Source organism: Streptomyces sp. CB02923 (assembly GCF_001905005.1).
Classification (GTDB): Bacteria; Actinomycetota; Actinomycetes; order Streptomycetales; family Streptomycetaceae; genus Streptomyces.
This window is the reverse complement of sequence record NZ_LWKZ01000027.1, coordinates 234,009-248,619: the sequence shown is the minus strand read 5'-3', so window position 1 is coordinate 248,619 and position 14,611 is coordinate 234,009. Positions and strand designations below refer to the sequence as shown.

Annotated in this window: 14 protein-coding genes and 1 riboswitch; of the genes, 9 read left to right on the top strand and 5 right to left on the bottom strand. The window is 73.7% G+C overall.

The window, feature by feature from the left end:
- Positions 1 to 12 precede the first annotated feature (12 nt).
- Together A6A06_RS35960 and A6A06_RS35955 are read left to right on the top strand one after the other, a co-directional pair.
- Positions 13 to 462, top strand: a complete 450-nt coding sequence (locus tag A6A06_RS35960; RefSeq protein WP_030017398.1) for an Lrp/AsnC family transcriptional regulator — start codon at positions 13 to 15, stop codon at positions 460 to 462.
- 130 nt (positions 463 to 592) lie between these two features.
- Positions 593 to 1,048, top strand: coding sequence for a VOC family protein (locus tag A6A06_RS35955; RefSeq protein ID WP_073767633.1), 456 nt, complete (start codon positions 593 to 595; stop codon positions 1,046 to 1,048).
- A 24-nt stretch (positions 1,049 to 1,072) separates the two neighbouring features.
- Here A6A06_RS35955 and A6A06_RS35950 read toward each other — a convergent pair whose 3' ends face one another.
- Entirely contained in the window at positions 1,073 to 2,080 is a 1,008-nt protein-coding gene (locus A6A06_RS35950) for a YdcF family protein (protein ID WP_073768338.1), read from the bottom strand.
- A gap of 79 nt (positions 2,081 to 2,159) precedes the next feature.
- Between A6A06_RS35950 and A6A06_RS35945 the strand changes: the two genes are divergently transcribed.
- The 3 genes from A6A06_RS35945 (at position 2,160) to A6A06_RS35935 (ending at position 5,881) form a co-directional block, all read left to right on the top strand.
- Positions 2,160 to 3,083 carry a LysR family transcriptional regulator gene (locus tag A6A06_RS35945; protein WP_073767631.1) on the top strand — a complete coding sequence of 308 codons (924 nt, stop codon included), beginning with the start codon at positions 2,160 to 2,162 and terminating at the stop codon, positions 3,081 to 3,083.
- Positions 3,084 to 3,290: 207 nt separating this feature from the next.
- The gene (locus A6A06_RS35940) at positions 3,291 to 4,088 is read left to right on the top strand and encodes a carbon-nitrogen hydrolase family protein (RefSeq protein WP_073767629.1); all 798 of its coding nucleotides are present in this window, start codon (positions 3,291 to 3,293) and stop codon (positions 4,086 to 4,088) included.
- Positions 4,089 to 4,195: 107 nt separating this feature from the next.
- Positions 4,196 to 5,881 carry a flavin monoamine oxidase family protein gene (locus A6A06_RS35935; protein ID WP_073767628.1) on the top strand — a complete coding sequence of 562 codons (1,686 nt, stop codon included), beginning with the start codon at positions 4,196 to 4,198 and terminating at the stop codon, positions 5,879 to 5,881.
- Positions 5,882 to 5,927: 46 nt separating this feature from the next.
- Here the strand turns inward: A6A06_RS35935 and A6A06_RS35930 are convergent, their stop codons facing one another.
- A complete protein-coding gene (locus tag A6A06_RS35930) occupies positions 5,928 to 6,686 on the bottom strand; it encodes a DUF5995 family protein (protein WP_274535910.1) in 759 nt (252 codons plus the stop codon).
- 217 nt (positions 6,687 to 6,903) lie between these two features.
- Here A6A06_RS35930 and A6A06_RS35925 point away from each other — a divergent pair, with 217 nt between their 5' ends.
- Complete coding sequence (locus A6A06_RS35925) at positions 6,904 to 7,356, top strand: phospholipase (protein ID WP_073767626.1); 453 nt, start codon at positions 6,904 to 6,906, stop codon at positions 7,354 to 7,356.
- Positions 7,357 to 7,396: 40 nt separating this feature from the next.
- Here the strand turns inward: A6A06_RS35925 and A6A06_RS35920 are convergent, their stop codons facing one another.
- Positions 7,397 to 8,806: a uracil-xanthine permease family protein gene (locus A6A06_RS35920; RefSeq protein WP_073767625.1), complete on the bottom strand. Its 1,410-nt coding sequence runs from the start codon at positions 8,804 to 8,806 to the stop codon at positions 7,397 to 7,399.
- 189 nt (positions 8,807 to 8,995) lie between these two features.
- Here A6A06_RS35920 and A6A06_RS35915 point away from each other — a divergent pair, with 189 nt between their 5' ends.
- Entirely contained in the window at positions 8,996 to 9,466 is a 471-nt protein-coding gene (locus A6A06_RS35915; RefSeq protein ID WP_073767623.1) for an acyl-CoA thioesterase, read from the top strand.
- Positions 9,467 to 9,560: 94 nt separating this feature from the next.
- Here the strand turns inward: A6A06_RS35915 and A6A06_RS35910 are convergent, their stop codons facing one another.
- The gene (locus A6A06_RS35910) at positions 9,561 to 10,826 is read right to left on the bottom strand and encodes an MFS transporter (RefSeq protein WP_079194598.1); all 1,266 of its coding nucleotides are present in this window, start codon (positions 10,824 to 10,826) and stop codon (positions 9,561 to 9,563) included.
- Between the two features lie 97 nt (positions 10,827 to 10,923).
- On the opposite strand from A6A06_RS35910, the gene A6A06_RS35905 reads away from it, so the two are divergent.
- Positions 10,924 to 12,198: an ROK family transcriptional regulator gene (locus A6A06_RS35905; RefSeq protein WP_079194597.1), complete on the top strand. Its 1,275-nt coding sequence runs from the start codon at positions 10,924 to 10,926 to the stop codon at positions 12,196 to 12,198.
- Positions 12,199 to 12,227: 29 nt separating this feature from the next.
- Here the strand turns inward: A6A06_RS35905 and A6A06_RS35900 are convergent, their stop codons facing one another.
- Complete coding sequence (locus A6A06_RS35900; protein WP_073767622.1) at positions 12,228 to 13,010, bottom strand: SDR family oxidoreductase; 783 nt, start codon at positions 13,008 to 13,010, stop codon at positions 12,228 to 12,230.
- Positions 13,011 to 13,200: 190 nt separating this feature from the next.
- A riboswitch (FMN riboswitch) is annotated at positions 13,201 to 13,331 on the top strand.
- Positions 13,332 to 13,482: 151 nt separating this feature from the next.
- On the opposite strand from A6A06_RS35900, the gene ribD reads away from it, so the two are divergent.
- The gene (gene ribD, locus A6A06_RS35895; protein ID WP_242441126.1) at positions 13,483 to 14,610 is read left to right on the top strand and encodes a bifunctional diaminohydroxyphosphoribosylaminopyrimidine deaminase/5-amino-6-(5-phosphoribosylamino)uracil reductase RibD; all 1,128 of its coding nucleotides are present in this window, start codon (positions 13,483 to 13,485) and stop codon (positions 14,608 to 14,610) included.
- Position 14,611: the final 1 nt, after the last annotated feature.

Genomic DNA, 14,611 nt, shown 5'->3' with positions numbered 1-14,611 from the left:
GCAGTGCGACAGATGAACGAACTCGACCAGCGCATCGTCCATGCCCTGGCGGAGGACGCCCGCCGTTCCTACGCCGACATCGGGGCGGAGGTCGGGCTCTCCGCCCCGGCGGTCAAACGCCGGGTGGACCGGCTGCGCGCCGAGGGCGCCATCACCGGGTTCACGGTACGGGTCGACCCGGCGGCGCTGGGCTGGGAGACCGAGGGGTTCATCGAGTTGTTCTGCCGCCGCAACACCTCGCCGGACTCCATCCACCGGGGTCTGTCGCGCTACCCGGAAGTGGCGTCCGCCTCCACCGTCACCGGTGAGGCGGACGCCATCGTCCAGGTCTTCGCCTCCGACATGCGGCACTTCGAACGGGTGCTGGAACGCATCGCGGGCGAACCGTTCGTGGAGCGCACCAAGTCGGTCCTGGTCCTCTCCCCGCTGCTGCGCCGCTTCAGCTCCGGGTCACCGGGCTGAGCCGGGCCGCCGGGCCGGGGCGCGGCCGCCATCGGGACGCGGCCGCCATCGGGACGCGGCCGCCACCGGGGCGCGGCCGCCCGACCGCCCCGGCAGCCGGGCCGCGGACGGCGTGCCCGATCATGGCGGGATGACGGCCTTCTACCACGTGTGCTTCGTGGTCCCCGACATCGAGCGGGCCATGCGCGACTTCCGGCGGGCGGCCGGGACCGGGTGGAGCGAGCCGGTGTCCGACCGGCTCGGTGACTGGGACTACCGCATCGCCTTCACCACCGGCGGCCCGCCCTTCATCGAACTCGTCGAGGGACCGCCGGGCAGCCCCTGGGACGCGTCCGGGGGAGCCCGGTTCGACCACATCGGCTTCTGGAGCAGCGAGGTGCGCGACGGTTCCCGGCGCCTCGCGGAGCAGGGGCTGCCCGAGGACTTCTCCGGCTGTCCCTATGGCAGGCCGTTCGCCTACCACCGTATGGACAGCATCGGCGCGCGGGTCGAACTCGTCGACATCAGCAGGCAGGCGGCGTTCCTCGACGCATGGCACCCGGGCGGCGGGCCGATGCCCGCCGTCGACGAGACGGCCCCGGACTGATCCGGTGCCGCCGGGTCCCCGCGGTCAGCCGGCGGCCAGCAGGGCGAGCGCGCCGCCCAGGACGAGGAGTCCGCAGATGCCGAGGTTGACGAGCTTGTAGGAGAGGAAGACCGCGGCGAACTCGCGGATGGTGGCGCTCGGCCAGAAGTAGGCGGCGGTGGGGGCGCCGACGACCTGGCCGTTGACGCCGGCGCGGCGGGCCAGCAGGGCGGCGCGCAGCACGTGGTAGTTGTTGGTGACGATCACGCAACGGTGGTCCGGCACCGCCTCTTCCATGATCTTCTTGCTGAACGCCAGGTTTTCCTCCGTGGTCCTGGACCGCTCCTCGCACCGGATCCGGTCCTCCGGGAAGCCGCGCTCGACCAGGTAGGCGGCCATCGCCCGGGATTCCGGGAGCTGTTCGTCGGGGCCCTGGCCGCCGGAGGCGAGCAGCACCGGCGGGGTGCCGCGCCGCGCCTGGCGCTCGTACACCGCGCGGGCCCGCTCCAGCCGGCTCGCCAGCAGCGGCGGTACGCGCGTGCCGCCGATCAGCCCGGAGCCCAGGACCACCACGAAGTCGGCGTCGCGGCGCACCCGCAGCCGTCCGTAGAGGAACGCGTAGCCGACGAAGCACAGGAAGAGGAAGGACACATAGCCGACGACCAGCAGGGTGGTCCCGGCCAGCGCGACCAGGGTGCGCGACGCGGTGCCGACGGCCGTGATCAGCAGGGCGATGACCGCGAAGATCCCGAGCCCGGCCAGCAGGGACAGCAGGTTGGCCAGGCTCCGGCCCTCCTTGCGGACCATCTTCACGCCGTTGAGGACCAGGAAGACCCCGAGGACGAGGACGCCGAGCGAGGGGAGCAGGAGGATGAGCACGGTGACCGCCACGGCCGCCGGTGTGGGCATCCGCTGCACCTGCATGAGCAGGGCGGGAACCAGGAAGACGACGGTCAGGCCCAGGTAGACGGCGTTGCTGAAGCGGCGCCGGTCGCGCAGCACACCGAAGGCGAACAGGACGAAGAACAGGGCCGGTAGGGCGTACGCGAGCATGAGCACATCGTAGACAGGACGATCATGTGTCCGGCGCCGATTCCGTCATGGCCCGGACAACTCTGTGAGGGGAACACCAGTGACCGCGCAAGGCCCCGCCCTCGACCTCAATCTGCTGACCGCGCTGGACGCGCTGCTGGAGGAGGAGAGCGTCACGGCGGCCGCCGACCGCCTCGGCCTGTCCGGGCCCGCGATGAGCCGGGCGCTGGGCCGTATCCGCCGTACGGTCGGTGATCCGGTGCTCGTACGGGCCGGTCGGCGCATGGTGCCGACCCCGCGCGCCCTGGAGATCCGCGCCGCCGTGCACAGGACGGTCCGGGACGCCCGGAGCATCCTGACGCCCGCCCCGCCCGCCGATCCGGCCGAGCTGCGGCGGGTGTTCACCCTGCACGCCAACGACCTGTTCACCACCGTGGTCGGACCCGGTCTGCTGGGCCGCGCCGCCCGGCAGGCGCCCGGCGTGACGCTGCGCTTCCTCGGCGAGAGCCACGTGGACGTGCCGGTGCTCCGGGAAGGGGACGCCGATCTGGAGATCGGGATGATCACCGGCCGGGCGCCCGAACTCCACGTCGAGGACCTGTACGCCGACGGGGTCGCGGCCGTGGTGCGGGAGGACCACCCGCTGGCCCGCGGCACGCTGACCGCCCGGCGCCTCGCGGACGCGCCGCACGTCACCTTCTCCCGCCGCGGACGGCTGACCGGCCCGGTCGACGCGGCCCTCGCCGAACTGGGCCTGCGGCGCAAGGTGATCGCGACCGTGCCGACCTTCGCGGCGGCCATGCTGATGGCCGCGGACACCGACGCCGTCGCGTTCGCGCCGGAACGGGTCGGCGCGCGCTCCGTACGCCGCCTCGGGCTGCGCGCACTGCCGGTCCCGCTGGAGCTGCCCCCGGTGGCCGTCGGCATGGCCTGGCACCCGCGCCAGGACGGGGACGCGGGCCACGCCTGGCTGCGCGGTCTCGTCCGCGAGGTGGTGGCGGACGCCATCAGCCCGGCCTCATGAGCCCCCGCGCCACCCTGCGCAACGAATCGCCGTACCGGCCGTACAACACGCAACGAAACATCCGGCTGCACGCAATGGTGATGCCTTGTACGGGCGGTTCGGCGGACCGTACCGTCTAGGCGTCCCGCCGATCGCCGGGCCGCCACGGCGCCGCAGGTGCCCGGACCGGCCGCCCGATCCGCCCGTACGTGTCCTCCGAGGGGTCCCATGTCGTCGCTGCGCACCGCCCTGCTCCAGAGTTCGGGACGGCCCGGCGACGTCGCGTACAACCTGCGGGCCGTCGAGGACGCGGCGCGCGCGGCCGCGGCGGGCGGCGCCGGACTGCTGGTCTGCCCGGAGCTGTTCCTGACCGGCTACGCCATCGGCGAGGACCTGCACCGGCTCGCCGAGCCCGCCGACGGCCCGGCCGCCCGGACGATCGCCCGGATCGCCGCCGAGCACGGCATCGCGGTGCTCTACGGCTACCCCGAGCGCGACGGCGCGGAGGTCTACAACACGGCCCAGTTGATCGGCCCCGAGGGACGCACGCTGGCGAACTACCGCAAGACGCACCTTTTTGGCTGCTTCGAACGCGACTGGTTCACCCCGGGAGACGTCCCGGTCGTCCAGGCCGAACTGGGCGGTCTGCGCATCGGCCTGATGATCTGCTACGACGTGGAGTTCCCGGAGAACGTCCGCGCCCACGCGCTGGCCGGCACCGACCTGCTGCTGGTGCCCACCGCCCAGCTGCACCCCTTCCAGTTCGTCGCCGAGTCGCTCGTCCCGGTACGGGCCTTCGAGAGCCAGCTCTACATCGCCTACGTCAACCGGGTCGGCCCGGAGGGCGAGTTCGAGTTCGTCGGCCTCAGCTGTCTGGCCGGGCCGGACGGTGTGGTGCGCGCCCGCGCCGGACGCGCCGAGGAGATGGTGTTCGCCGACGTCGACGCCGGTCTCCTCAAGCGGTCGCGGGAGGACAACCCGTACCTCGCCGACCGGCGCCCGGACCTCTACGGCTCGCTGACCTGACCCCGGCCTGAACCGACCCCCGCAGCGGCGCCACGGCGCCGCTCCCACGCCTGCCCGCGCGCCCCCGCACCCCCCCTCATGTACCTGCCTGCAAGGAGCCCGAACCGATGACCGTGCCCACCGCCGCCCACCACGCGGACGCCCAGCCGCCCATCACCATGTTCGGCCCGGACTTCCCGTACGCGTACGACGACTTCCTCGCCCACCCGGCGGGCCTCGGCCAGGTGCCCGCGACCGAGCACGGCAAGGAGGTCGCCGTCATCGGCGGCGGCCTGTCCGGCATCATCACGGCCTACGAGCTGATGAAGATGGGCCTCAAGCCCGTCGTCTACGAGGCGGACCGGATAGGCGGCCGGCTGCGCACCGTCGGCTTCGAGGGCTGCGACCCCGGGCTGACGGCGGAGATGGGCGCGATGCGCTTCCCGCCGTCCTCCACCGCCCTCCAGCACTACATCGACCTGGTGGGCCTGGAGACCAAGCCGTTCCCCAACCCGCTCGCGCCCGACACCCCGTCGACCGTCGTCGACCTCAAGGGCGAGTCGCACTACGCGCGCACCGTCGAGGACCTGCCCGAGGTCTACCACCAGGTCATGGACGCCTGGAACGCCTGCCTGGAGGAGGGCGCGGACTTCTCCGACATGAACCGCGCCATCCGCGAGCGCGACGTGCCGCGCATCCGGGAGATCTGGGCGCGGCTCGTCGACAAGCTCGACAACCAGACCTTCTACGGCTACCTCTGCGACTCCACCGCTTTCAAGTCCTTCCGGCACCGCGAGATCTTCGGCCAGGTCGGCTTCGGCACCGGCGGCTGGGACACCGACTTCCCCAACTCCATCCTGGAGATCCTGCGCGTCGTCTACACCGAGGCCGACGATCACCACCGCGGCATCGTCGGCGGCAGCCAGCAGCTGCCGCTGCGCCTGTGGGAGCGCGCCCCGGAGAAGATCCTCCACTGGGAGCAGGGCACCTCGCTGGCCACCCTGCACGACGGCACGCCGCGCCCGGCGGTCACCCGGCTGCACCGTACGGCGGGCAACCGCGTCACCGTCACCGACGCGAGCGGTGACATCCGCACGTACGAGGCGGCCGTGTTCACCGCGCAGTCCTGGCTGCTGCTGTCGAAGATCGCCTGCGACGACGCGCTGTTCCCCATCGACCACTGGACGGCGATGGAGCGCACCCACTACATGGAGTCGTCCAAGCTGTTCGTGCCGGTCGACCGGCCGTTCTGGCTGGACACCGACGAGGAGACGGGCCGGGACGTGATGAGCATGACGCTCACCGACCGGATGACCCGCGGCACCTACCTGCTCGACGACGGCCCCGACCAGCCGGCCGTCATCTGCCTCTCCTACACCTGGTGCGACGACAGCCTGAAGTGGCTGCCGCTGAACGCCAACGACCGTATGGAGGTCATGCTCAAGTCGCTCTCGGAGATCTATCCGAAGGTCGACATCAGGAAGCACATCATCGGCAACCCGGTGACGGTCTCCTGGGAGAACGAGCCGTACTTCATGGGCGCGTTCAAGGCCAACCTGCCGGGCCACTACCGCTACCAGCGGCGCCTGTTCACCCACTTCATGCAGGACCGGCTGCCCGCGGACAAGCGCGGCCTCTTCCTCGCGGGCGACGACATCTCCTGGACGGCGGGCTGGGCCGAGGGCGCCGTGCAGACCGCGCTGAACGCGGTGTGGGGCGTGATGACGCAGTTCGGCGGCAGCACGGACGCGGCCAACCCCGGGCCGGGCGACGTGTACGACGAGATCGCGCCGGTCGAGCTGCCGGAGGACTGAGACCGGACCGGAAGGGCCGCGTACGGCACGCCGTACGCGGCCTCCGTCAGCCCAGCGGCGTCAGCAGGCAGCGGCCCACCAGGCCCACGCCCGAACCGAGCTGCTCGGCGAACTCCTGCCCCGTCGCGGGCAGACCGCGCAAACTCCACAGCACCCGCGCCGCCGCCCACGCGCCGTCCCGGGCCATCTCCAGGCTCCAGGAACCGGCGAGGTGGGTGAGGGGATCGGCCACGTCCAGCAGGTCGGGGCCGGGCATCAGACTCTCCCGGATGCGCTCCTCCATGCCCGTCAGGAGGTCGCCGACGCGCTCGAAGTCCGCCGCCAGCGCGGCTGGTTCGCACCCCAGGGCGCGGCAGGTGTCCACGACGGCCAGCGCCAGGTCGTGCCCGATGTGCGCGTTGATCCCCGCCAGCGCGAACTGCAGCGGCCGCACGCCGGGGTGGCGGCGCAGCTGGAACACCGGACGCCAGCAGGCCGGTACGGTCAGGCCGGCGCCGGCCGCGTCCACCGCGGCGAGGTAGCGCCGCGCGAAGACCGCGTCCAGCTCGCCCGCCGCCGTGGGGTCCTGGAAGCCGCCCGCGCCGAGGCGCCGGGCGATCTCCTCGGTGACGGACAGGTACACCCGGTTGAACACCGCGACGCCGTCGGCGGGCGGCAGCGTGGCCTCCAGCACGCGCATCCGCGCCAGGACCGCGGCCACGGGGGCCGGGGGCGCGGAAGCCTGCGGAGCCACCGGGACCGGCCGGGCCGCGCGCGCGGCCGTCTGCGCCGCCGGGGCTCCCGGGACCTGCTGAATCGTCGTCATGCGCACAGCGTGACAGCCGGGTGCGCACCGTAGCGGGCGGTCCGGTGGGGGATGACCGGATCGGGGTAATACGCGACCGCCCTCTTGCCCCGGCGACGCCCGCCCGCTGATCACTGTTCAGTCAAAACTCCACCGGCGCTCGTTCAAGCTGCATATTTTCAGCCTTCAACGAAGTGGTCCGGCCCGCCAAGGGGTCGCCGCGCACCGGAGGTTGAAGATGTCCCGAAGACTGGCCGCCGCCCTGTCCGCCTCGGCCATGACCGTGACCGCGCTGGCGGCGGCCGCCGCCCCGGCGCAGGCCGCTCCCGCCGACCGGTCCAAGGTGCTGTCCGGCTGGACGCAGACCGGCGCCGGCAGCTACGGCAGCTGGCTCGCGGCCCGCGGCAACCAGGGGAAATGGGCGGCGTACAAGTTCGACTGGAGCACCGACTACTGTTCCAAATCGCCCGACAACCCGTTCGGCTTCCCCTTCGAGACCTCCTGCGCCCGCCATGACTTCGGCTACCGCAACTACAAGAAGGCCGGGACCTTCCCGGCGAACAAGCCGCGGCTGGACAGCGCGCTGTACGAAGACCTCAAGCGGGTCTGCGCCAAGTACAGCGGCGCGAAGAAGACCTCGTGCGGCGCGCTCGCGTGGACGTACTACCAGGCGGTCAAGAAACTCGGCTGAGCCGGGGCCCCGCCGGGCCGGCGCCGCCGCGCGGGGAGCGTCACGCCTTCGCCCGCGGCTCTTCCGGCCCGCCCGGTGCCTTCTCGTCGTACGCGCTGGTGCCCTCGTCGAGCAGCGGACCCTGCCGCTTCAGGTGGGCGGGGGCCAGCGCGCGCAGCACGTGGTAGCCGGAGAGCACCACGATCGTGCCGAGCGCGATACCGCTCAGCTCGAAGTTGTCACTGATCTTCAGGCTGACGCCGCCGATGCCGATGATGACGCCCGCGGCGACCGGCACCAGGTTCAGCGGATTGCGCAGGTCCACCTTGTTGTGCACCCAGATCTGCGCGCCGAGCAGGCCGATCATGCCGTACAGGATGACGGTGATGCCGCCCAGCACGCCGCCGGGGATCGCGGCCACCACCGCGCCGAACTTCGGGCACAGGCCGAAGAGCAGCGCGAAACCGGCCGCCGCCCAGTAGGCCGCGGTGGAGTAGACGCGGGTGGCCGCCATCACCCCGATGTTCTCCGAGTACGTGGTGTTGGGCGGGCCGCCGAGCGCGGTGGAGAGCATCGAGCCGACGCCGTCGGCGGAGACCGCGGTGCCCAGCTTGTCGTCGAGCGGGTCGCCGGTCATCTCGCCGACCGCCTTGACGTGCCCGGCGTTCTCGGCGACCAGCGCGATCACCACCGGCAGCGCGACCAGGATCGCGGACCACTGGAAGGACGGCGCGTGGAAGGACGGCAGGCCGATCCACTCGGCCTTGCCGACGCCGGACAGGTCCAGGCGCCAGTGGTCGGTGACCTGCCCGGCGCCGTTCACCGAGTGGATCTTCCCGAAGACCAGGTCGAGGACCCAGGAGATGCCGTACCCGAAGACCAGGCCCAGGAAGATCGCGACCCGCGACCAGAAGCCGCGCAGGCAGACCACGGCCAGCCCGGTGAAGAGCATGGTCAGCAGCGCCACCCACTGGTCCTGCGGCCAGTACGTGCTCGCCGTCACCGGCGCCAGGTTGAAGCCGATGAGCATGACGACGGCACCGGTGACCACCGGCGGCATCGCCGCGTGGATGATGCGCGCGCCGAACCGCTGCACCGCCAGGCCGACGAGGAAGAGTGCCGCGCCGACGACGAAGACCGCGCCGGTGACGGTGGCGCTGCTGCCGCCCTGCGCGCGGATCACGGCGGCGACACCGACGAAGGAGAGCGAGCACCCGAGGTAGGACGGCACCCGGCCGCGCGTCGCCAGCAGGAAGATGACGGTCGAGACGCCCGACATCATGATGGCGAGGTTGGGGTCCAGGCCCATCAGGATCGGAGCGACGAAGCTGGCGCCGAACATGGCGACCACGTGCTGCGCGCCGAGACCGGCGGTGCGCGGCCAGGACAGCCGTTCGTCCGGTCTGACGACGGCTCCGGGGGCGGGGGTGCGCCCGTCGCCGTGCACGGTCCAGCGCACACCGAGGCCCATGAGTGCTCCACTTCTTCACGTACGTCGCAGGGGGTCGGCCGGGCGGGGCACCGGCCGGGACATGGTAGGTCGGCATCGGCCGCCCCGGCGGCCGGAGCATTTTAAGCAGCTGCTTACGATGGCCGTGTTCACTTCTTGAACAGTCAACAGCATCGGGCACCGCCCGCCGCAGAACCAGGAGCACCACCCGTGAGCGTCGAAGCCCTTGAGGCCGCCCCCGCCGTCCCGTACGGACAGCTGGTCCCCGTCACCGTGCACTTCGACGACCTCGACGCGCTCGGCATGCTGCACAACTCGCGCTACCCGCTGCTCGTCGAGCGCGCCTGGGCCGAGTTCTGGCACGCCCGCGGCTTCGGCTTCGACGGGGACTGGGCGGCGGCCGGCGACATGTGCAACGTGATCAAGGAGATGAAGGTCTCGTACGAGCAGCCGGTCACCCGGCCCGGCTACTACGCCGCGCACCTGTGGGTCGAGCGCCTGGGCCGCACCGGCCTGACGTACGGCTTCCGGCTCTGCTCCGCCGACGGCGAACAGACCTACGCGCGCGGCCACCGCGTCCTGGTCCGCGTCGACCCGCAGGCGCTGCGGCCCACCCCCTGGTCGGACCACGCCCGGGGGATAGCGGCGGAGCTGCTGCACCCGGAGGCGCAGGCCGCCTGAGCAGCAGGACGCCCGTCCGCGGTACGGATGCGGACGGGCGTCCGGGCCCGGGTGGTCCGGGATGCGATCCAGTCCAGGACGGGAACGCCCCGGGTCAGGGACGTTCCGGGCCGCCGGCCGGCGCCGTGCCGCGCCCGGCGGCGCTCCGGCCCGGTGCCCGCAGCACCCCCGCGCCCACGAACAGCCCGCAGGCCAGCACCGTCACCAGCAGGAACGAGCCGGTCAGCGAGGTCGCCTGGGCGATGGAGCCGATGGCGGACGGGGCGATCAGCCCCGAGGTGTACGTGATGGTGGCGACACCCGCGATGGCCTGGCTGGGCGCCGGGCCGCTGCGCCCCGCCGCCGCGAACGCCAGCGGTACCACCACGGCGATGCCCAGGCCGATCAGCGCGAAGCCCGTCAGCGCCATGGCCGGGTGCCGCGCCAGCACGATCAGCAGACCGCCCACGGTCGCCAGCACCCCGCTGACCCGTACGGTGCGCACCGGCCCGAAGCGGGCCACCACCCGGTCGCCCGCCAGCCGGGCGACCGCCATGGTGCACGAGAAGGCCGTGGTCGACGCGGCCGCCAGGCCCGCGTCGGTGTCCAGCACGTCGCGCAGATAGACCGCCGACCAGTCCAGACTGGCGCCCTCCGCGAAGACCGCGCAGAACCCGATCGCACCGATGACCAGCGCGGACTTCGGGGGCAGCGCGAAGCGCGGCGGCGGGTGCTCGTCCGGAGTGCTGCGCAGATCCAGCACGCCCTGGCAGGCGACGGCGCCCAGGACGGTCGTCACCGCCGCGGCGACGGCCAGGTGCAGCCGGGCGTCGGTGGCGGCGTGCGCCGCGGCGGTGCCGGCCGCCGAGCCGAGCAGGGCGCCCACGCTCCACATGCCGTGCAGCCCCGACATGATCGGTTTGCCGAGCCGGTCCTCGGTCTCCACCCCCAGCGCGTTCATCGCCACGTCCGCCATGCCCGCGGTCGCGCCGTACACCAGCAGGGCGCCGCACAGCCCGTACAGGTTGGGGGAGAGGGCGGGCAGGGTGAGCGAGAGCGTCCAGAGGGCGAGCAGCAGGCGCAGCGCGGTGCGGGCGCCGAGGCGGTGGCTGATCCGGCCGGCCAGCGGCATGGCGAGGGACGCGCCGATCGCGGGGAAGGCGAGGGCGAGGCCCAGCTGCCCCGCGCTGATCTGGGCGTGGTCCTGGATCCAGGGGACCCGGGTGGCGAAGCTGCCGGTCACCGAGCCGTGCACGAGGAAGACCACCGCGACGGACCAGCGGGCGCGGCGCAGCCGGTCCGGGGGGACGTGTCCGACCGGGTGGTGCGTGGGGGGTGGGGCGGGCGGGGGAGCCGCGTCGGGAACGCCGGTGCCATCCATGGGCGGCAAACTATCAGGAACCCTGCCTGATAATAAGGGGAATACCTCGCCCGCACCGCAGCGATCCCCGCACCAGGGGGTCTGGAAGGATCCGGACATGGATGAGACGCGCGCAGCCGCTCCCGCCCGTACCCCCTCGGCTGCCGTACGCACCACCCCGCGCACCGCCTCACCGAGCACCGCACGGGCCATCAACGACCGCCTGGCCCTCCGGCTCCTCCAGGCCGAAGGACCGCTGACCGCCGGTCAGCTGAAGGCGGCCACGGGCCTGTCCCGGCCGACCGTCGCCGACCTCGTCGAACGCCTCCAGAACGCCGGACTGATCGCGGTGGTCGGCGAATCCGGCGCGCGGCGGCGCGGGCCCAACGCTCGGCTGTACGGGATCGTCGCCGGCCGGGCCCACCTCGCCGCCGTGGACCTGCGCACGCACAGCGCCACCCTCGCGGTCGCCGACCTGCTCGGCCGGGTGCTGGCCGAGGCGGTCGTACCGGTCGGGCCGGACACCGGCCCCGGCCGGGCGGCGGCGAACGGCGTGGCCGCCCTGGAGAAGCTGGCCGGCGAGGCGGGAGCCGGAAGGCCGCACGTCGTCGCGGTCGGCGCGCCCGGCCTGGTCGACCCGGCCACCGGGCGGTTCGGCGGTACGGAATGGGTGCCCGCCTGGCACGCCGCGCTGGTCACGGCGTTCGGCGACCGGCCCGCCGCCCCGGTCCTGCTGGAGAACGAGGTCAACCTTGCCGCCATCGCCGAGCAGCGCGACGGCGCCGCGCGCGACCGCGACACCTACGTCCTGCTCTGGCTCGGCCACGGCACCGGCGCCGCCGTCGTCCTGGACGGCCGGCTGCGCCGCGGTGCCTCGGGCGGCACCGGCGAGATCGGCTTCCTGCCCGTACCGGGCACGGACACGCTGCCCACGGCCGCGGGCTGCGACGGCGGCTTCCACTCGCTGGCGGGCTCCGCCGCGGTGTGCCGACTGGCCGCCGAGCACGGCATCGAGGCGCCGCCCGGGGAGGGCCGGACCGGCCCCGGCGACGCGGACGGGACCGGCGCACCCGCGGCCGAGGCACTGGTGCGCGCCGCTGTACGGGCGGGCGAGGCCGGTGCCGCCTTCCTGGACGCACTGGCCGCCCGGGTCGCCATCGGGGCCGCCGCCGTCTGCGCCGTCCTGGACCCCGGCTGCGTCGTCTTGGGCGGCGAGACCGGCCGCGCGGGCGGCGACGCACTGGCCGCCCGGGTCGCGGAGCACCTCGCGCGGATGTCCCCGCTGCGTACCGAAGTGCGCGCGGGAACGGTCGGCGGCCGGGCCGTGCTGCGCGGGGCGGTGCTCGCGGCGATGGACGCCGCCCAGGACGACCTGTTCGGGCCCGCGGCCTGAGACCGGAGGGCGCCCGCGGGCGCCCTCTCCTACCGCCCGGCCGTCGCCTTCCCGCCGCCCCGCTCCGCCAGGAAGTCCCCGTAGCGCACCGTGCCGTCCGCGTGCCGGAGGGTCAGGTTCTCGCCCCGCCGCAGTGCCCCGAACATCCTGCCCGGCACCCACAGCGGTACGAGCACACGCCGCCGCCCGCCGGCCCGCAGGGTGTCCCGTACGAGGTCACGGGCGCTGCGTGCCTCCGGGCCGCCCAGGTCCGCCACCCGGCCCGCCGGTGCGCCGGACGCCAGCTCGACCAGCCGCCCGGCGACCTCGCGCACGTCCACCGGCTGGAACCGGACCCCGGCCGGCACCGGCACCACCGGCAGCCGCGCCCCGGCCTTGACCAGCCGCAGCACCAGATCGTGGAACTGCGTGGTGCGCAGGACGGTCCAGCCGAGCCCCGATTCCCCGATCAGCCGCTCCACGTCGAGCTTCGTGCGGTAGTAGCCCAGCGGGATGCGGTCCACACCGACGATGGAGATGTAGACCAGGTGCCGTACCCCCGCCGCGCGTGCCGCCTCGACGAGCCGGCCGGCCGCCTCGGTGTCGCCGCTCGGCGACGAGGCGCAGTGCACCACCGTCTCCACGCCCGCCAGCGCCACGGCCAGCCCCGAGCCGTCGCGGAGGTCGACCGCGTACGAGCGCAGCCGGGGCCGTTCGGTGCCGGTGTGCGGGCGGCGGCTGAGGCTGCGTACGTCGTGACCGGCGGCGAGCAGCCGCCCGACCACGGCCCGGCCGAGCGTGCCCGTGCCGCCGGTCACCAGAATCGTCGTCATCGCCGTGGGTCCTCGGAGTAGGGGGCGGGGCGTCGCCGAGCGGGCCGCGCGGGCCCGTCGCCGACGGAACGGGAGGGCCGGCGCCGGGTGCGACCGCCCGCGCCGTGTCCTGTGAGCCACTCCACAGCTCGCCGCCCGCATGGCCGACGATCAGACGTGGCAGACTGAAGCCGTACTGAATTGACATACGCAGCGCACTCCGGGGTCGGTGAAAGTCCGAACCGGCGGTAATAGTCCGCGACCCGGCCGCCTCCAGCGGCCGGTTGAGCAGGTGGAATTCCTGCACCGACGGTTAAAGTCCGGATGGGAGGCAGTGCGCGGCGGGCGAGCAGCGGTACACCGCCGCCGGCGGGCGTCCTCGTTCTCACGACGGCGTCCTCCTCTCCGGCCTCGGTGTCCCCGTTGTTCCGTTCCCGTTTTTCTGTCCTCGTGACAGCCCCGGAGTCCGTGCCCTGAGCGGCAGGAGGACCCGGTGGCCACCCCAGCCCCCGCGCAGACCGCGGCGATGCGCCGAGCCATCCAGCTTGCCGCCCGCGGCCTCGGACACACCAGCCCCAATCCCGTCGTCGGCTGTGTCGTCCTGGACGCGCACGGACACGTCGTGGGAGAGGGCTGGCACGAGCGGGCCGGCGGTCCGCACGCCGAGGTCCACGCGCTGCGCGCCGCGGGCGAGCGGGCCAGGGGCGGCACCGCCTTCGTCACGCTGGAGCCCTGCAACCACACCGGCCGCACCGGCCCCTGCGCCCAGGCCCTCATCGACGCGGGCGTCGCCCGGGTGTACTACGCCGTCGCGGACCCGAACCCCGCCGCCACCGGCGGCTCCACCACCCTCGCCGCGGCCGGCGTCCGGGTCGAGGGCGGCCTGCTCGCCGACGAGGCCGCCGCCGGCAACGAGGCGTGGCTGACCGCCGTACTGCGCCGCCGCCCCTTCGTGCTGTGGAAGTACGCCGCCACGCTCGACGGCCGGATCGCCGCCGCCGACGGCACCAGCCGCTGGATCACCTCGGCCGAGTCCCGCGCCGACGTCCACCGGCTGCGCGCCCAGGCCGACGCGGTGATCGTCGGGTCCGGCACCGCCCGCGCCGACGACCCGCACCTCGGCGCGCGGCTCGCGGGCCTGACCGACGACGAGGTCAGCCAGCCGATGCGGGTCGTGATCGACACCGGCGCCGCCGTCGTCAAGCCCGGCGCCCGGGTGCTGGACGGCACCGCACCCACCCTGATCGCGGTCGCCGAGGACGCCGACGCCCGCCATCTCGAAGGGCTCGCCCCGATCGTCCGGCTGCCGCGCTCCGCGAGCGGCACCGGGGTGCACCTGCCCGCCCTGCTCGACGCCCTGTACGAGCGCGACGTCCGGTCGGTGCTCCTGGAGGGCGGCCCGACGCTGGCCGGTGGCTTCCTCGCGGCGCACGCCGTCGACAAGGTCGTCGGCTATCTCGCGCCCGTGCTGCTCGGCGCCGGTCCCGCCGCCCTGGGCGACGCCGGAATCGGCACGATCGGCCAGGCGTTGCGCCTCGATGTGACCGACACCGTCCGGCTCGGCCCCGATCTGCGCATCACCGCCACCCCCGCCCGCCACACCCCGACCGAGGAGAACTGAC